At 74.5% G+C, this 18,807-nt stretch carries 7 protein-coding genes and 2 pseudogenes; 3 read left to right on the top strand and 6 right to left on the bottom strand.

Features of this window, described 5'->3' with window-relative positions; genetic code table 11:
• Positions 1-60 precede the first annotated feature (60 nt).
• Positions 61-795, bottom strand: a complete 735-nt coding sequence (locus CLV40_RS02045; RefSeq protein ID WP_245930958.1) for a GON domain-containing protein — start codon at positions 793-795, stop codon at positions 61-63.
• 243 nt (positions 796-1,038) lie between these two features.
• Here CLV40_RS02045 and CLV40_RS02040 point away from each other — a divergent pair, with 243 nt between their 5' ends.
• Positions 1,039-1,437 carry a hypothetical protein gene (locus tag CLV40_RS02040; protein WP_146107894.1) on the top strand — a complete coding sequence of 133 codons (399 nt, stop codon included), beginning with the start codon at positions 1,039-1,041 and terminating at the stop codon, positions 1,435-1,437.
• A gap of 39 nt (positions 1,438-1,476) precedes the next feature.
• Positions 1,477-3,327, top strand: coding sequence for an NACHT domain-containing protein (locus CLV40_RS02035; protein ID WP_104476268.1), 1,851 nt, complete (start codon positions 1,477-1,479; stop codon positions 3,325-3,327).
• On the opposite strand, the gene CLV40_RS02030 is transcribed toward CLV40_RS02035, so the two are convergent.
• The 5 genes and pseudogenes from CLV40_RS02030 to CLV40_RS02010 all read right to left on the bottom strand — a co-directional run bounded on the left by CLV40_RS02030 (position 3,312) and on the right by CLV40_RS02010 (position 14,144).
• The gene (locus CLV40_RS02030) at positions 3,312-6,512 is read right to left on the bottom strand and encodes a S8 family serine peptidase (RefSeq protein WP_104476266.1); all 3,201 of its coding nucleotides are present in this window, start codon (positions 6,510-6,512) and stop codon (positions 3,312-3,314) included. The genes CLV40_RS02035 and CLV40_RS02030 overlap by 16 nt on opposite strands.
• Positions 6,513-6,534: 22 nt before the next feature.
• Positions 6,535-10,452: pseudogene (locus CLV40_RS02025) on the bottom strand (type I polyketide synthase); the annotation flags it as partial.
• A gap of 136 nt (positions 10,453-10,588) precedes the next feature.
• A complete protein-coding gene (locus tag CLV40_RS02020; protein ID WP_104476262.1) occupies positions 10,589-11,221 on the bottom strand; it encodes a sulfotransferase family protein in 633 nt (210 codons plus the stop codon).
• Positions 11,218-12,714, bottom strand: coding sequence for an adenylyl-sulfate kinase (gene cysC, locus CLV40_RS40495; RefSeq protein ID WP_104476260.1), 1,497 nt, complete (start codon positions 12,712-12,714; stop codon positions 11,218-11,220). The genes CLV40_RS02020 and cysC overlap by 4 nt, the downstream gene beginning before the upstream one ends.
• Positions 12,711-14,144, bottom strand: coding sequence for an arylsulfotransferase family protein (locus CLV40_RS02010; protein ID WP_181043273.1), 1,434 nt, complete (start codon positions 14,142-14,144; stop codon positions 12,711-12,713). The genes cysC and CLV40_RS02010 overlap by 4 nt, the downstream gene beginning before the upstream one ends.
• A 316-nt stretch (positions 14,145-14,460) precedes the next feature.
• Between CLV40_RS02010 and CLV40_RS02005 the strand changes: the two are divergent.
• A pseudogene (locus tag CLV40_RS02005) lies at positions 14,461-18,750 on the top strand (SDR family NAD(P)-dependent oxidoreductase); the annotation flags it as partial.
• Between the last annotated feature and the right edge of the window lie 57 nt (positions 18,751-18,807).

The following is an 18,807-nucleotide window of genomic DNA, read 5'->3' as shown; positions in this document are numbered from 1 at the left end:
GGCGGGGGTAAACCGGTGGCCCCGGCGCGCCCCGGGACCACCGGTTCGGGTCGACCGGGCTCAGCTCAGGCCGAGACCCAGGTCGAGACACGGCTGGGGCCGGAAGACGCCGTCCCAGGTGCACTTGAGCTTGAGGCTGTAGTTGGCACCCGTCGGGTTGAACGGGTTGTACGCGCCGGGTCCGGCGATCCAGCCGCAGTAGCCGCCGCCGGACAGGGCCGCCACCTGGCCGTCCGGGCTGACCGTCGCGGTGCCGAACGGCTGGAAGCCGCCGGGCTGGAACCCGCTGTTCAGCGCGAACGCGGTACCGCGCAGGTCGACGTTGCCGATGCCGCTGGTGCCGTTCCCGGCACAGGCCATGCCGACGCCGTAGGGCAGGCTCCGCACGGTCTCGCTGCCGTGGGTGAGCGAGCCGCTGGAGGCGGCGAAGGTCAGGTCGTTGATGTCCACCTCGAGGGTCTTCGGGTTGACCCGCAGCTTGGTGAACGACGAGCGCACGTTGGTGCCGGGCGCGGCGCCGCCCGCGGTGTACTGGGAGAAGTTGGCCGAGGCCCCGGTGTTGGACAGGTTCAGGTATTCGCGCGGGGTGCCCGCCATGTCGTGGCAGTAGACGCCGAGCAGGTACCGGTTCCCGGCGAGGATGTAGTTGCCGTCGGGCGCGCCGGGCAGCACCGCGCGCAGAGCGGCGCAGCTGTCGAGCAGCCCCCGCGCGCCCACGGGCTGGGCCGCGGCGGGGGCGGCGGTCGCGGCGCCCACCGCGACCAGCGTGGTGAAAATCGCCAGGGAATTGCGCAAGAGAGATCTCACTGTCTTCTCGCAATCGGAGTATTCCACAGCGGACAGAAACGACTGGAGATTAACAGCCCATTGCCCGCGCCAGGTCCACACGAATGAGTGGTACTACGGCTCGTTGCCCCTTCGGGCGTGCCGCGCCGCCCCATCGGCAGCACCATGGCGTCGACGGATGATCACCCCCGGCGCGATAGGCCGGGGGCGAGCAGAATCAAAAACCGGAGAGCTATGCGGAAGGCGGACTCCATGCGCACCACGACCCGACTCCTGGCGGTGGCCATCGCCACCACCTTGTCCGCGGTCATGATCACCCCACCCGCGAGCGCCGCGAGAGGAACTTTCACCTTTTACGACAACGACGGCGGAATGGGCATCGTCGACCCCGATGACGATGTCTGCTACCGGCTCGGTTTCACTATCCGCCAACTCGACAACGCGACCAACCGCTACGCTGCCGTTTTCGCCAAGGCCGAATGCGGGGGTGCTTCGGTGAACGTCCTGCGCCCGCGCTCGGCCGCCCCGGCCCCGGGTGACGCGTGGGTCCGCTTCCAACGTTCCCGCTCCGGCGGGGCGGTCGTCGTCGGTTCCAAGGCCCAGTGCAAGACGGGGACCGGCACCCCGAGGACCCCGGGCCGACCGCGGTAGGCCCGTAGCGCCGCCGCCCGGCCCGGCGATCACCCCGGCGTGCACAAGTGGATCAGCGCGGAGTCCCCGGAGCGGAAGCGGACGGCGCGGCGGCAGGCCGTGTCCCGCGTGCTCGCGGCCACCGAGAGCGCGCTGGCGCAGACCTTCGCCACCGTCCCTCCCCTGCTGCTGACCCTGCGCTGCGCACCGGAGTTGGCCGCGCCGGGCAAGCGGCCCCCACCCGCCCGCGACCACACCGACATCGTGGAGGTCTACGAGACGACCGGGCGCGCGTTGCTGCTGCTGGGCAACGGCGGCGGCGGCAAGAGCACGCTCATGACCCGGCTGTGCGTCCACCTGTGCCGGGAACAGGCCGAGCGGGACGACCCGGTGGTGCCGGTGCTGGTCACGCCGGGGGCGTGGCGGGGCGGTTCGTTCGAGCGGTGGCTGGTCGAGGCGATCGTCGACGCCTACCCCGGCGTCCCGCCCCGCAAGGCCGCCCAGTGGGTGGCCGAGCGCGCGGTGGTGCTGCTCGTCGACGGCCTCGACGAGGCGGGCGACGAGCGGGCCGGGTTCCTCCACGAGCTGGACCGGTTCCTCGACGCGGGACCGGTTCCGGTCGTGCTGAGCTGCCGGACCGACGACTTCACCGGCCTGGCGGTCCCGGGCGCGTTCACCTACGCGGTGCGCGTGGTGCGACCCGAACTCGACGCGGCGCGTGACTACTTCCGCATCGTCGGCACACGCGCGGGCGACACCGCCGCCGAGGTGTCCGCGCGGGACACCAAGTGGTGGGACCTGGCGCGGGAGCCCCTGATGCTGGGGGTCATCGCGCACCTCGCCGCCACGGCACCGGACGAGCCGGTACTGGTCTCCGGCTCGGCCAAGCGCAGGCGCGGGCACATCCTCGGCCGCTACGTCGACTCGATGATCTCCCGGCGCGGCGGTCCGCCGAAGGGGTGGACCGCGGCGGACGCGCGGCGGTGGCTGGCCTGGCTGGCGTGGTGGATGCGGTCGCACGACGCGCACGAGTTCTACGTCGACCGGGTGCCGGGGAACTGGCTGCGCGACGTGCTGCCGTACGGCCTCCACCGGCGGCCGGGGCTACGGGTCGTCGTCACTGCGGCGCTCCTCCTCGGGTTGGGCGCCGGGGCGGTGGTCACCGTGCTCGTCGCGCCGATCTTGCCGGAGGTGACGCTGCTCCACCTCGCGCCGGTGCTGGGGATGACGGTGTGGAGCGTCCGGTCGAACTACCTCGGGACCGGGGACACCATCCGGCTGACGTGGCGGGTGCGGTGGCGGTGGGTCACCGCCGTCCTGGCCATGATGACCAGCACCGTGGCGGTCGTGCTGCTGCTCCCCGGGCTCCTCGCGGAGTTGGCCGTCGCGGACAGCGCCCTGCTCTCCGGCGTCGCGCTGACCCTGGGGAACCTGCCCGCGCTCCTCGCGACCACGATCGAGGCGGAAGGCAGGCCGAACCGGGCGGGCGCGCCGCCGGGAGCGCGGTTGCGGCGGTCCGCGCGGGTGGCCTGGATCAGCGCGCTGACGATCGGCCCGGTGATCGCCGTCGGCCGCACGGCGCTGATGGTGCCGACCTGGGGCCTGGCGGCGACCGCTGCCTACGCGCTCACGCTCGCGATCAGCGCCGGGGCGTGCTGCTGGTTCGTCTTCGGCGGTTTCCCCACCTTGCAGTACCGGGCCCTGTTCCGCGCGATGGCGGCCACCGGGCGCGGGCCCCGCGACTACCTCGCGTTCCTCGACTGGGCGCGCTCGCACCTGGTGCTGCGGGTCTCGGGCAGCGCCGTGCGGTTCCCGCACCGGGAGATCCGGAACCACCTGGCGGACAAGTGGGCGCCTCCGGGGCGGCCGCGGGTGGGCCGCCCCGGGGGCGTCGGTCAGCGGAGCTTGTAGGCGTCGATGATCGTCAGCTCCACGGACTGGCCCGAGCGGTCCGCGGACTTGGCGCGCACCGAGACCGTGCCCACCGCGTCCGGGTGCGACAGCACGGCGGTGCTGCCGAAGACGGGCGCCTTCTGCCAGGTCTTGCCGCTGTCGTAGGACACCTCGACCGTGAGCGAGCGCGGGCTCCGGGTGTCCGTGTCGCCCTGCGCCTGGAGGGCGAACCGGACCGGGAACGTCTTGCCCTTGCGCGCGGCGTTGTCCTTGTCCAGCCCCGCGAGCACCCGCAGCGTGGAGATGGGCAGCGGCTGGAGGGTGTCGGTGTGGCCGGAGTGGAACGTCCACGTCGCGGTCACGCGGGTCGAGGTGTCGGCCGTGCCGGGGGCGCGGGTCGAGTCGGCGACCAGCTTGTAGTCCCCTTCCTCGGCGGGCACGGTGAACACCGCGGGCGCCGGGTCGGTCCAGTCGCCGATCTTCGCGTCACCCTTGTACAGCGTGGTGATCCGGCTCGCCGGGGCGGCGTCGCCCGCGTTGCCGCCACCGTCGCCGAACAGCGACATCGACGCGCGGATCGTCTCCTTGGTCCGGCTGAGGAACGCCTGGCCCTTGGGCATCGGCGGGAACACCGGGCCGAACACGCCCTGGTTGTAGACCTCCGTGTAGTCGCGGCCCGCCCGGTAGCGCCGGACCGGGCTCAGCACCGTGCTGTCCGCGGTGGTGCCCTGCCCCAGCTGGACGAGCTGGGTCGTCCACTGCGCGCCGTCGGCCTCGGTCGTGTAGTACTCGTCGCGGACCCGGGGCAGCGCGGCCGTCTCGTAGCCCGCGTTGGAGTCCAGCACGCTGCCCTCGGTCGGGTACGGGAACGCGCCGCGCATGCCCAGCCGACCGGCGGCCGTCGAGCGGAGGTCGGCCCGCACGTGCGCCAGGTCTCGTTTGGACGGGTGCTTGGTGAACCCGGTCGGCAGGGCACCGTGACCGAAGTAGGCCAAGCCGTAGAACTCACCGTTGTCACCCAGCCACTGGGTCTGCACCTTGGTGGTCAGCGCGGTCCCGGGCACGGGCGCGCCCACGCCCGCGGTCGCGGTTCGGGTGATGTCCGTGGCCGCGAGGCCGGTCGCGAAGTCGCCGTAGGTCAGGGCGACGTCGGCGAAGGTGCTGCGCGCCTTGGTCGGCGGGGTGATCTTCAGCGGCTTGGTCCTGCGGTAGTCGATCACGACCTCGGTGTCGCCGGTGACGGTGAACGTCGGCTGGAACAACCAGCTCAGGTTGTCCCCCACCAGCAGCGCGTCGATCGAGTACTCGCCCTTGGGCAGCCGCAGCCGGTTGGACGCCGGGATCTGGTACTGGCGGGCGCCCGCCGCGTGCGTGACGAACCGGGCGTAGCTGTCGACCGCGGGGCCGCCGTCGAGCCCGATCTGGGTCACCTTGACCTCGTAGGTCTGCTCCGAGCGCCCGAAGACGATCGGCGTGCGCACCGCGGCGCCCGTGCCGGTGGCGATGACCATGCCCGCGTAGAGCCCCTGCTGGTTGGCCAGTTTCACGTCGGCCGCGTAGGTCGCTGTCGCCGTGCCGCCCGCGGGGACCACGAGCTTCGCGGGGGATGCGGAGACCGCAGTGGACAGTTTGCCGTCCGGCGCGAGGAGGACGACCTTGAGGTCGAGGGACTGCTCCGCCGTGCCGGTGTTGCGGTAGGTCACGGTCTTGGTGAAGGTCTGCCCGCCCGTGTCCGGCAGCCGCTCGACGCCGAGGTGCGCCGACGCGGGCGAGGTCGACAGGGTCTGGGTGATGGCCGCGGCCGCGTCGACCCGGCCGGTGCCCTCCTGGAAGATGGTCTGCGACTGGCCCGGCTTCGCGCTGGCCATCAGCACGTCCTTGAGCTGCTCGCCGGACCAGTCCGGGTGCTGCTGGGCCAGCAGCGCCGCGGCGCCCGCGACGTGCGCGGCAGCCATCGAGGTGCCGAAGTCGGCCACGTACGGCCCGTCGCCGGGCGAGGCCGAGGAGCGCGCCGCGACGATGGCCAAGCCGGGCGCGGTGATGTCCGGCTTCACGCCGCCGTCGCCGACGCGCGGCCCGCGGCCGGAGAACGAGGTGATCTTGTCCGCGCGGTCCACCGCGCCCACGGTCAGCGCCGCGTCGGCGCTGCCGGGCGAGTCGACCGTGCCCGCGGTGGGGCCCGCGTTGCCCGCGGCCACCACGAACAGCGTGCCGTGCTGGGCCGAGAGCGCGTTGACCGCGTCCTCCAGCGGGTCGGACTCGGGCAGGTCGTCGCGGCCGAGGCTGAGGTTGACCACCTTCGCGCCCTGCTCGGCGGCCCACTGCATGCCCGCGATGATCCACGAGTCGCGGGCCGCCCCGGAGTCGTCGAAGATCTTGCCGTCGAGCAGCCGGGCGCCGGAGGCGATGCCCCGGTACTTGGCGTTGTTGCCGCCGATGATCGACGCCAGGTGGGTGCCGTGGCCGAGCCGGTCGACGCCGTCGGGCGCGTCGGAGAACACCTTGGCCGCGTCGACCCGGCCCGCGAGGTCGGGGTGGGTCTGGTCGATGCCGCTGTCGAGTACGGCCACCTTGACGCCGTCGCCGGTGTACCCGGCCTGCCAGGCGGTCGGGGCGCCGATCTGCGCGGCGCTCTTGTCCAGCATCGGTTTGCGCACGCCGTCGAGCCAGACCTTGCGCACACCGGGGTCGCGCACGGACTGCCACGCCGAGCCGTCGCGGTTCGCCGCGACGGCGGCACCGTTGACGGCGGCCAGGGTCGCGGTGGGGCGCGCGCCCGCGAGCGCGACCGGGGCGAGTCCGGGCTGGTAGGTGACGATCAGCGGCAGGGTGGCGGTGTGCGCGTCGTCGTAGTTGTCGGCGAGCAGGGTGTCGATGTCGAACAGCCGCTCGTCGAGCCTGCCGTCGGCGATCGGGCGCAGCGCGTCGACCGGGATGACGAAGTGGTGGCCGTCGCGCTCGGAGACGGAGAACTGGGTCCGCTCGCGGTTCGGGCCGGGGCGTATGGACCGGTTGCCCATGGCGTCGACGTCCACGCGGTCGCCGGTGATCAGCGTGACCGTGCGCGACCCGCCCGGGCCGCCGGTGACCACCGGGGTGTCCGCCGCCTGCGCGGAGACGAATTGGGCGCTGCTGAGCACGGTGCCCAGCACGGCGATCGCGGCGGTGAGCCGCGACAGCGAGCGCCTCCTGGATGTACCCATGGTTCCTCCGAACCGGTTTCGGCTATGCGAGTTCCACGCGGAGGCACTCGGCCACCGCGGCGGGTGTGGGGTGGTCGAAGACCAGCGTGGGCGGCAGCGCGACCCCCGTGGCCAGGCTGAGCCGGTTGCGCAGCTCCACGGCGGTGAGCGAGTCGAAGCCCAGGTCGCGCAACCGGGCGCCCGCGTGCACGGCGTCGAGTCCCGCGCGGCCCAGCACGGCGGCCACGTGCTCGCGCACCAGGTCCAGCAGGTTCTCGGTGGCCACGCGGGCGGTGGGCTCGGTGGCGGCGGCGAGGTGCCGCAGCGGTGCCGGGACCGCGGGCCACAGGCGCACCGCGGCGGGGTCCAGCTCGATCGCGGCCAGCACCGGACCGGGGGTGCGCAGCGCGGCGGCGACCAGCGCTCGTTTGTCCTCTGTGGAGAGAACGGTGATGCCGAGGTGGCCTTCCTCGTCCGGCCCCCACGCCAGGGACAGCGCGGGCAGGCCCCGCGCGGCGCGACGGCGCGCGACGGCATCGAGCGCGGCGGCGGGCACGGCGCCCTTGCCGCCCAGCAGGCCGGTGATCGACCCGGACAGCACGAGCGGGGCGGACCCGGCGAGGTCGTCCACGACGAGCGCCTCGTCGTAGCGGCCACCCGCGTAGACCACGGCCGCGACCGGCCCGGCCAGCGCCTCGGCGAGGTCGAGGTCGGCGAACCGGACCGGGGCGGCGAGCCCGGGCAGCGGGTCACCGAGGACGAGCACGTCCCGGGCGCCCAGGTCGGTCATGGCGGCGGCGAACGCCGTGCGGTCCGGGTCCGAGCCACCGACGACGACCACGGTGCCGGACGACAGGTCCGGCGGCGGGCACTGACCGGTGGCGGCGACCAGGCGCGGTTCGTAGACCCCGTCGGCGCGGACCTCCACCTGGTCGCCGGTGCCCGCGACGGCGGCCACCGTGCCCGCGGGCTCGTCGACGGGGAGGTGGAGGAGGCCGATCCGACCGGGGTGCGCGATCTGCGCGGACCGCGCGTACCCCCACACGGCGGCGCACGCCGGGTCGTCGAGCGACGCACCCCGGGTGAGCACCACCGGACGGGCGGCCGACCACGCCGGGTCGGTGCGCCACCGGGTCAGCAGCTCGGACACCGCGCGCAGCGCGGCGACGGGTTCGGTGGCCGTGACCGGCAGCACCAGCGCCCCGGCCGGCTCGTCCCCCTCGGCCAGGTGCTCCAGCCACACCACCGGTCCCCCGGCGGGCACCGCGGCGACTCTCGTCCACTGTGGACTCATCAGCGCGCCGAGCGTGTGCCGCTCGGCGGGGATCCAGTAGCGGGACCGCTGGAACGGGTAGCCGGGCAGCCGGGCGGGCGCGTCGGGCAGGCCGGACAGCAGCGCGCGCCAGTCCAGGCCGATGCCGTGCACGTGCGCCAGCGCCAGGTTCGCCAGCAGCTTGGCGGGCGTGCCGTCATCGCGGTGCAGGCTCGGGATCACGGCGTGCACGCCGTACCCGTGCAGGTTCTGGTGCAGCGCCGGGGTGAGGATCGGGTGCGGGGTGCACTCGACGAACGCGGTGTGCCCGCGCGCGACCAGCGCCGCCACCGCGCGGTCGACCCGGACCGGGGCGCGCAGGTTGCGGTACCAGTACTCCCCGTCGAGGTGGTCGACCTCGGCGCCGGTGACCGTGGAGACGATGGGGACGCGCGGCGGCAGCGGGGTGATGTCGCGCAGGGCGTCGAGCAGGTCGGCCTCGACGACGGCCACGTGCGGGCAGTGCGAGGCGTAGCCGATCGGGGTCCGGCCCGCGCGCACGCCGTGCAGCTCGCAGTGCGCCAGCAGCGGCTCGAACACCTCCGGCGCGCCGGACACCACGACCGACGACGGCGAGTTCACCGCCGCCAGCCAGATCCCGGTGATCGGGCAGCCGTCCGGCTCGCACACCGAGCCGTTGGCGCCCGCGATGGTGTGCGCCGCCGCGTGCACCCAGTCCCACGGCGCGTGCACCCAGGCCATCGCGCCGCCGTCGAGCCCGGCGACCAGGCTCGACCGGGCCACCACGACCCGGGCGGCGTCGGCCAGGGTCAGCGCGCCCGCGAAGCAGGCGGCGGCGACCTCCCCCTGCGACTGCCCGGCGACGGCCTCCACGCGCAGCCCCGCCGCCTCCCAGACCGCGGCCAGCGACAGCATCACGGAGAACAGGGCCGGTTGCAGCACGTCCACCCGGCGCAGCGCGTCCGGGTCGGTCAGCACCGCGCGCACGTCCCAGTCGACGAGTCGGCCGAACTCGGCGGCGCACTCGGCCATCCGCTCGGCGAACGCCGCGCACGAGCCGAGCAGGTCAACGCCCATGCCGACCCATTCCGAGCCCTGGCCGCCGAAGACCAGCACCGCGCCGGTGTCCGCCCGGCCGACGTCCCCGGGCCCCACGACGACCCCCACTCCCCCGGTCCCCACCTCGGCCAACCCGGCGTCGGCGGACGCGGTCGAGTCGGCGAGGACGACCGCGCGGTGTCCCAGCACCGGACCGCGGGCCAGCGCGACGCCGACCCCACCGATGCCGTTGCCGGGTAAGGACTCCCGCACCAACTCGGCCCGCGCGCGCAGTGCGGCGGCCGACGCGCCGGAGAGCAGCAGCGGCACGGTCGACCCCACCAGTCCGAGACCGGCCGCGGGGTCGGGTGCCAGGGCAGGCGCGGGCTGCTCGGGGGCCTGTTCGAGGATGACGTGCGCGTTGGTGCCGCTGATGCCGAACGCGGACACCCCGGCCCGGCGGGGACGACCGGTGTCCGGCCACGGCACGGCCGTCTGGAGCAGCGACACGGGACCCCAGTCCACGTCGACCGGGTGCTCGGCGTGCAGGGTGCGCGGCAGCACGCCGTGGCGCAGGGCGCCGATGACCTTGACCAGCCCCGCGGCCCCGGCGGCGGCCTGGGCGTGGCCGACGTTGGACTTCACCGAGCCCAGCCACAGCGGCGCGGTCCGGCCGCGCCCGTAGGCCGCGGCCAGCGCCCGCGCCTCCACCGGGTCGCCCAGCGCGGTCCCGGTGCCGTGCGCCTCCACCGCGTCCACATCGGACGGTCGCAGACCCGCGTCGGCGAGCGCGGCGGCGATCACCCTGGTCTGCGCGTCGACGTCCGGCGCGGTGAGCCAGCCCGCGGCGCCGTCGGAGTTGACCGCGGAACCGCGCACCAGGGCCAGCACCCGGTGGCCGTGGCGGCGGGCCCGGGAGAGGCGTTCGAGCACGAACACCCCCGCGCCTTCCGATGGCCCGAACCCGTCGGCGCCGTCGGCGAACGCGCGGCAGCGGCCATCGGCCGACAGCGCGCCCAAGCGGGCGAACTCGGTGAAGGTCAGGGGCGTGGACATCACCGTCACCCCGCCCGCCAGAGCCAGTTCCGACTCGCCCCGGCGCAGGGACTGCGCCGCGAGGTGGACGGCGACCAGCGCCGACGAGCACGCGGTGTCGACGGTCATGGTCGGCCCGGTGAACCCGAAGGTGTGCGCGACCCGCCCGGACAGCACGCTGGTGGCGCTTCCCAGGCCCAGGTGCGCGGCGGCCTCGGGCGGCACCGAGCGCAGCCGGGACTGGTGGTCGTGGTGGGCCACGCCCATGAACACCCCGACCGGGTCCGCGCCCGCCGGGTCGACGCCCGCGTCCTCCAGCGCCGACCAGCACACCTCCAGCAGCACCCGCTGCTGCGGGTCCATGCCCAGCGCCGCGCGGGGGCTCACGCCGAACAGGTCGGCGTCGAAGTCCAGCGCGTGGTCGAGGAACCCGCCGCCGGACAGGCCGCGCGTGTCCCAGCCGCGGTCGGTGGGCGGGCCGGAGACCGCGTCGCGGCCCCCGGCGACCACCGACCACAGGTCTTCCGCCGACTCGACGCCGCCCGCGAAGCGGCAGCCGACGCCGACGACGGCGATCGGTTCGGTCAACTCGGCTACCCGGGCGCGCAGCAGCCGCACCTCGGCAAGGAGCTCGTCCATCGGTTGTGCCTGCTTCCAGCGTCGAGCGGTGCAGCGGCCGGGGGTTGCGCGTCGACGGTCGAGCGACTCACCTCAGTCGTGCTGTCGGTGGGTTCCGGTGGGTGGGTCCGGGTCAGACCGCCATCAGGCGCTCGACCATGGCCTGGAACGACGCGGTGTCGTTGAGGTGCGGGAACGGCTCCGCAGGCACCGGCACCTCGAGGAACTCGCACAGCGGTTCCCAGCCTTGGCCGACCTGGTAGGTGAGCAGCCGGTCGGCGGGTACACCCGCGCGCACCGCGGCGTTGTGCGCCTCGAACTCGGCGACCAGGTGCGCGCGCTCGTCGATGCGACCGTCGAAGCTGTGCGCGGCGATCGCCGCGACCAGTTGCCCGTAGGACTCGTAGCCGGGGACCCGGCCCGCGCCGGGGCCGGTCATCCGCCACACCGGGAGCAGCGTGCGGGCCATGGACTCGTACCAGCCCTCGGGGTCGCGCACGGTCAGCACGACCTTGGCGTCCGGGTACCGGTCGGCCAACTGGGCCCAGAACGAGCAGCCCGGCCAGTCCATGGTGGACCCGAAGCCGTCGAACAGCGCGGCGAAGTCGACCGGTTCGCCCTCGAACCCGCCCAGCCACCGCCGCGCGTGGTCGGGGCGCTCCAGCACCTCGAACATGTGGTAGCAGGGACCGAAGCCGAGCCGCTCCAGCGCGGCCTTCACCGAGGCCGTCCCGGTGCGGCCCAGCCCTGCGCCGATGACCTTCATGCGTCCTCCTTGTGTGCTGCCGCGGCCGGTGCGGCGGCGGTGGCCTGGGATACCTCGCGGATCGCCGCCAGGACGCCGTCGGCGTCCTCCGGCCTGCACACCACGAGGTCCGGCAGCCACGCGTCCGGGCGGCCGTAGACCAGCGGCGAACCGTCGAGCCTGCTGGCGTGCAGCCCGGCGGCGAGCGCGACGGCGACCGGGGCGGCCGAGTCCCACTCGTACTGGCCGCCGCCGTGCACGTACAGGTCGGTCTCGCCGAGCAGCACCGAGGCGATCTTCACCCCGGCCGAGCCCATCGGCACCAGGTCCGCGTCCAGCGCCTCGGCCAGCGACTCGGCCAGCGCGGGCGGCCGGGTGCGGCTCACCGCGATCCGGAACCGGCCCGGCGCCCGGGGCGCGGCGACGGCGTCGGCGGTGGTGAGCAGGAGGCCGCGGGCGGGCAGCGACACCGCGCCCGCGGCCAGTGACCCGCCCGACCACAACGCCACGTGCACCGCCCAGTCGCCCCGGTCCGCCTCGCCGAACTCGCGGGTGCCGTCGAGCGGATCGATGATCCAGAGCCGGTCGCCGCGCCCGTCGCCCGCGGACTCCTCGGAGCGCAGCCCGTCGCCGGGCCGGTGCTCGGCGATGCGCGCGGCCAGGTAGGCGTGCGAGGTCTGGTCGCCCGCGTCGCGCAGCGCGTCCGGCTCGCCGAACCCGCGCTCGGCGCGCAGGTCCAGCAGCCGCTTGCCCGCCGCCGCGGCGAGGTCGCCCGCGAGCAGGTGGTCGCGGGCCTCGGCCGGGTCGGCGCGCAGCAGCGTGGCGATCCGCGCGGCGGCGGTGCGCGGGTCGCAGGTGTCGGTGTCGACGACCAGGTCCGGGCGGGTCGGCGGCTCGTACGGGTCACTGATGCCGGTGAACCCGGTGATCTCCCCGGCCAGCGCCTTGCGGTAGAGACCCTTGGTGTCGCGGCGGACCAGCTCCTCCAGCGGCGCCCGCACGTGGATCTCCACAAAGGACACGAGCGCGGACTCCAGCGCGTCGCGCACGGCGTCGCGGGCCTCGCGGTAGGGCGAGATGAGCGCCACGACGACGGTCACCCCGTGCCGGGAGAGCAGCGCGGCGAGGTAGCCGACGCGCTGCACCTGGATGTCGCGGTCGCGCTTGGTGAAGCCGAGTTCGCCCGCGAGCGCGGCCCGCACCTCGTCGCCGTCGAGCACCTCGACCGGCGTGCCCGCGCGGCCGAGCTCGACCGCCAGCAGCCGCGCGATGGTCGACTTGCCCGCCCCGGAGAGCCCGGTCAGCCACACGACCGTGCCGCGCCTGGTCTCCCGCTCACCCGCCGGTTCGCCCATGCCCCGTCCGCTCCCGTCCGCGACCCGACCGCCACCACCGCGGCCGTTCACGCTGTACCCGTCGTGCCCGTTCACGCTGTACCCGTCGTGCCCGTTCACACCAGAGCCGATCGCGCCCGGACCGTTCACCGCGCGGCCGTTCGCCCCGTGGCCGCTCATGTCGCGGGCACCGGGACGACGGCGGAGGTCTTGAGCACCTTGCCGTCCGCGGACAGCGCGCGGACCGCGGCGAACGCGGCGCCGGGCGCGGTGATCACGGTCTCGAAGCCGCCGCGCGGCACCTCGGTGGCCACCGTGAGGTGGTTGCGGTCGGGGCCCGTGAGCAGCTGCCAGCGGCGCAGCTCGGTGGCGCCGTTCCAGCTGGCGTAGGCGGTCACGCCGCCGTCCGCGGAGCGCCGGGCGGCGATGGCGGGCGGCTCGGCGGGGGTGGCGTGCCAGTCGACCCGGTTGGCCACGTAGGTGTCGACGCTGGCGCCGGTGAAGCGCGCGTCGTAGATCATCTTGTCGTTCTGGTCGAACTCGGTGAACCGGCCGGTCTGGCCCCAGCTGACGAAGATGTGCCCGTCGGGCATGAGCTGGTTGCTGCCCTGCGCGCCGGTCGAGATCCCCTCGGGGTGGCTGGCCGACCGCGTGACGGTGGCGGTGTGCGCGGTCTTGTCCAGGTGCAGGATGAGCGCCCGGGACGCGGGTCGGGTGGGCGGCACCGGCGGGAACGCGGCGGCGGCCTCGTTGTCGAACATGCTGATGTCCCCGTTGGGGAGCGCGCGCACGTTGTGCTGCCAGGCGAAGACGGCGTCGGCGGGCATCGCGTAGTCGGAGTACTTGCCGCCCAGGCGGGACAGGATCTTTCCGGTGCCGCGCTCGAGGGTGTACACGGTGTGCGTGTTGCGGCCGCTGATCACGATGTTGCCCGCGGCGTCGAGGTCGGCGGCGTTGATGTGCAGGTAGTCCCACGCCGTGACCTCGTTGGACCGCAGGTAGGACTCCCCGACCGGGATGTGCTCCAGGCTGTTCCAGGTCATCAGCACCTTGCCGGTAGCGATGTCGATCTCGCGGACGACGTTCTCCACGATCGGCCGCACGTTCACCTGGCCGGGCACCGGGGTCGTGGTCCGGTAGGTCACCACGATGATGGTGTTCTGCGGCGTGATCTTGATGGCGTGCAGGTCGACGCTGCGGTCCGTGCCCACCTCGGCGATCTTGCGGTAGTTCTGGTCGGCGATGGTCACGCTGCCCATGCCCCAGCCGAGCTCGATGAACGCGCCCTCCCACCAGGTCATGACCGGCTTGCCGCGGTAGGTCTGGGCCTGCGCGTTCATCACCAGCCGCAGCTTGTCCCCGCGCGAGGCGAACCACACCGGGCTGCCGGTGTCGTCGACCAGCAGCGGGCCCAGTTGCTCGTTGGTGGTCGCCTTGGGCGTCAGCAGGATCAGGCCGGGCGAGGTCGGCGCGGAGGCCGTGGTCACCTGGATCGCGGGCGGCACCAGGTCCGGGCGGGAGAGGAAGCGCTGCACCGCGACGGTGTCCGCGGCGGTGTGCAGCACCGGCACGGTCGCGACCGGCGTGGCCGACGCGACGGGAGCGGGCAAATCGGATATAACGACGACAATAGCGCTGACAATCGCGCCGATAAAACCCGAACGCAGGCGGTGACGGGCGAATTTCGTCGACTGAGTCATTCCGACATCCATATGGCCGAGGGGAATTCCGCCATGTGAGCCGTCCTGGCGGAAGTTGGGCCAGCATGACACAGTGCGCACACGGGGCCAAGGTCCCAAACATTACCGGAATTATTACCAACACATGTTATGACTGTTTCTTATAACCCTGCCAACGGACGCGGGGTAGCGATTAACACCGACCGCGTCTTATGTTCGGCGCGTGGACTCCGAAACCCCGTTGACCGAGCCGATCGCGGTTATCGGCCTCGGCTGCCGCTACCCGGGCGGCGTCACCTCCGCCACCGACCTGTGGGAGCTGGTGGTCTCCGGCGGCGACGGCATCGGCCCCTTCCCCACCGACCGGGGCTGGGACCTCGACGCGCTCTACGACCGGCGCCCCCGGCGCGCGGGCCGCACCTACACGCGGGAGGCCGGTTTCCTGCACGACCTGCCGCTGTTCGACGCCGACCGGTACGGCATCAGCCCGCGCGACGCGCTGGCCATGGACCCCCAGCAGCGGTTGCTGCTCGACGTCGGCCACGCGGCGCTGCGGCACGCGGGGATCGAGCCGGAGTCGTTGCGCGGCACCGACACCGGCGTGTTCGCGGGCGTCGCGTACCTGGACTACGGGATGCCGCTGCACCACAGCCCGGCCCTCGTGGCGGGCAAGCGGATCACCGGCAGCGTGAGCAGCGTGCTGTCCGGCAGGCTCGCCTACACCCTCGACGTGACCGGTCCCGCGTTGACCGTCGACACCGCGTGCTCGTCGTCGCTGGTCGCCATCCACCTGGCCGCGGCGTCACTGCGCCTGGGCGAGAGCACGCTGGCGCTGGCCGGTGGTGTCGCCGCGATGTGCACGCCGGGCGCGCTGGTCGACTTCGCGCAGTTGCGGGGGTTGGCGCCCGACGGCCGCTGCAAGACGTTCAGCGACCGCGCCGACGGCACCGTGTGGGCGGAGGGCGCGGGGGTCGTCGTGCTGGAGCGGCTCTCCGACGCCCGCAGGCACGGGCACCGCGTGCTGGCCGTGCTGCGCGGGAGCGCGACGAACTCCGACGGCGCCACCGAGGGCCTGCGGACGCCGAGCGGCCGCGCGCAGGAGCGGGTGATCGCCCGGGCGCTGGCCGACGCGCGGCTGCGCCCCGACGACGTGGACCTGGTCGAGGCGCACGGCACCGGCACACCGGTGGGCGACCGGATCGAGGGGCAGGCGCTGGTCGCCGCCTACGGACCGGGCCGGACCGCGCCGCTGTGGGTGGGGGCGGTGAAGTCCAACATCGGCCACTCCGCCGGGGCGGCGGGAGTGGCCGGTGTCATCAAGGTCGTGGCCGCGATGGCGCACGGCGTGCTGCCGCGCAGCCTGCACGTCGAAGACGGCACGGGCGCGTCCGGCAGCGGCCTCAACGACGGCGTCGACTGGGCCGCCGGGAACATCAAGGTGCTGTGCGACAACGAGCCGTGGCCCGACCGCGGCCGTCCCCGGCGGGCCGGGGTCTCCGGGTTCGGGATCAGCGGCACCAACGCGCACCTCGTCCTCGAGCAGGGCGACGCGCCGTGGCCCGCCGAGCCGCCCGCCCCGGACGGCCCGCGCGCGCGGTATTGGTTGTTCGACCACCTACCACTGGAGTCCGGGGCCCCCGCCGCCCGGCACCCGGTGCTGGACAACGGGTCCGAGGACGCGAGCGGCGACGCGGTGTTCACGGGCACGTTCGAGGCCCACCCGTGGCTGGCCGAGCACGAGGTCGGCGGTGTGGCGCTGCTGCCCGCCTCCGCGCTGCTGGACTGCGCGCTGCACGTGGGTCGCCGCACCCGGCACCCGGTGGTGGCGGAACTGGTGCTGCACGCGCCGGTCCCGGTGGTCGGCGGCGAGATCCGGCTGACGGCCCGGCCGTCGGGCGACGGCACCCGGCCGTTGCGGGTCGAGGCGCGGGTGCCCGCGCCGGGCGCGGACCCGGAGAGTGCGCAGTGGACGACCGTGGCGACCGGGTTGCTGCGCGCCGACGGCGCGCCGGTGCCCGCGCTGCCGTGGACCGCCGCCTGGCCGCCGCCGGGCCGCCCGATCGACCTCGACCGCCTCTACCGCGACCTCGACGCGCGTGACTATTACTACGGGCCGTCGCTGCGCGCGCTGCGCCGCGCCTGGCACGGCGACGACGGCCACCTCTACGCGGAGTCGATCGTCGGCGCCGACCGGGTCATGGGGTTCGACGTGCACCCCGCGCTCCTCGACGCCGCCTTCCAGGTGCTCGGCGACACCGACCTCGACGGGGTACCGCACGCCTTCACCGGTGTGCGGTCCCGGCACGCGGGCGCGCGGTCGCTGCGCCTGCGGATCACCGTGGCGGACGGCGAGGTGGCGATCGCCGCCGCCGACCCGGACGGGCACCCCGTGGTCGTCGTCGAGTCGTTGAGCCCGCACCCGCCGCGCGTCGGGCTGTTCACCGGCGAGTGGTCGCCCGGCGCGCCCTTGGCCGACCCCGGCGCGGTCGCGCTGCTCGGCGACTCGGCGTGGGTGGGTGGCGGCGCGCGGTACCCGGACCTGCCCGCGCTGGCGGCCGCGGTGGCGGCGGGCGCGCCGGTCCCGGACCTCGTCCTGGTGGAGCGGCGCGGGGCGGCGGTGGCGGAAGCCGTGTCGTGGGCGGTGGAGACCGTGCGCGCGTGGCTCGACCAGCCGTGGGCGCGGGGCGTCCTCGCGGTCGTGACCCGCGGCGCGGCGGGGGCGGAGGTGCCGACCGACCTGCCGGGTACCGCCGTGTGGGGTCTGCTGCGCGCCGCCCGCGCCGAGCACCCGGGGCGCTTCGCCGTGGTCGACCGCCGCGAACCGCTGGAGGTGGCCGCGCTGGCCGCCGCCGCGGTCGGCGAGGCGGTGTCGGTCGAGTCGACCGTGCTGGTGCCGCGCACCGTCCCGCACCGGCCCCGCGGCATCAGCCTGCCGCGCGGCCCGTGGCGGCTGGTGCCGGGGCCGTCCGGCGGCGTGGACGACGTCGTACCCGAGCCCGCCGACGCGGTCGAGCTCGGCCGGGGTCAGGTGGAGGTCGAGGTCCGCGCGGCCGGGGTCAGCCTCCGCGACCTGGCGCTGGTGCTGGGCGACGACCCCGGACCGGGGCGGTTGGGCAGCGAGGCGGCGGGCGTGGTGACCCGCGTCGGCCCGGGGGTGACCGGGTTCGCGCCGGGCGAGCGGGTGTTCGGGCTGGTACCCGGGTCCTTCGCGACGCGGGCGGTGACGGATCGGCGGCTGCTGGCCCGGATCCCGGCGGGCTGGTCATCGGCGACGGCGGCCGCGCTTCCCCTGGCGTGGTTGGCCGCCTGGCACGGCCCGCTCGACACCGCGGGGCCGGACCGGATCGGCGAGCTGCTCGCGGACCTGGTCGACCTGGCCGAGCGCGACCCGCTCGACCCGCACCCGCCGCAGGCGTGGGACATCCGCGAACTCGCCGAACCGCTGGGCCGCCTGCGCGCGGGCACGCACACCGGCAAGCTCGTGGTGACCGTGCCGTCGCGGCGGCTCGGCGCGGGCACCGTGCTGATCACCGGCGGCACGGGCGCGGTCGGCCGGGAACTGGCCCGGCACCTGGTCCGCGCGCACGGCGTGCGGCACCTGCTACTGGTGAGCCGCACCGCGGACCGGGACGACCCGCTGGCCGACGAGCTGGCCGCCGAGGGCGCGGAGAGCGTGGTCGTGCGGCCGTGCGACGTCACCGACCGCGAGGCGCTGGCGGACGTGCTGGACCGGGTACCGCCGGGCCGTCCCCTGGTGGGGGTGGTGCACGCGGCGACCGACCGCGTGGACGGCGCGCTCGACACCCTCACGCCGCTCGAGGTCGAGCGCGCGTTGCGCCCCCAGGTGGCGGGCGCGTGGCACCTGCACGAGCTGACCGCGGGCGCCGACCTGGACCTGTTCGTCCTGCTGTCCGCGGCCGACGGGGTGCTCGGCGCGGCGGGCACCCACCTCGAGGCGCTGGCCAGGCACCGGCGCGCCCGCGGGCTGGCCGCGCTGTCGCTCACGGGCGGCGACTCGGTGTCCACAAAGGATTTCCTGACGTTGTTCGACCGGGCGCTGCGCGTTCCGGATCCCGTGCTGCGCCCGGCGCGATACGCGCCGGGAAACGAGATGAAAATCTCAGCGGCCGAAGATTCCCACCGTCGTACTGCTTTCCCGGATTACCCATCGACGGCGGCCGAGAACACCACACCGGACGTGCTCGCGCTCGTGCGCCGGGAAGTGGCGACCGTTCTCGGGCACCGCGATCCCACCGCGGTCGAGGTGGCGCGACCGTTCCGCGCGCTCGGTTTCGATTCGCTGTCCGCGGTCGAACTGCGCAACCGGCTCAGCGCCGCGACCGGCCAGAACCTGCCGCCCACCCTGGTGTTCGACCACCCCAGCCCGGTCGCGCTGGCCCGGCACCTGGCGACCGGCCGGACCCCTTCCCCCGCACCGCCCCCACCCCGGGAAGCACCGCGCGCGCGGATCGCCACCAAGCGGGTGGCGCTCCCGGATGTCGATCTTATAAGTGGATGGGATTACCCCGGTCAGTGATTCACAATCAACAATCGAGGAGTGATTCGCGGCCACCGCCGACCATTTCGCCAGAAG

The organism is Actinokineospora auranticolor, from assembly GCF_002934265.1.
Lineage (GTDB): Bacteria > Actinomycetota > Actinomycetes > Mycobacteriales > Pseudonocardiaceae > Actinokineospora > Actinokineospora auranticolor.
Note: the sequence above shows the minus strand (reverse complement) of the source record. Positions and strands in the feature narration are given on the sequence as shown.

Coding starts and splice junctions, on each gene's coding strand:
- CLV40_RS02020 (WP_104476262.1), bottom strand. CDS start 11,221: ATGAAGGTCATCGGCGCAGGGCTGGGCCGCACCGGGACGGCCTCGGTG.
- CLV40_RS02040 (WP_146107894.1), top strand. CDS start 1,039: ATGCGCACCACGACCCGACTCCTGGCGGTGGCCATCGCCACCACCTTG.
- cysC (WP_104476260.1), bottom strand. CDS start 12,714: ATGAGCGGCCACGGGGCGAACGGCCGCGCGGTGAACGGTCCGGGCGCG.
- CLV40_RS02030 (WP_104476266.1), bottom strand. CDS start 6,512: ATGGGTACATCCAGGAGGCGCTCGCTGTCGCGGCTCACCGCCGCGATC.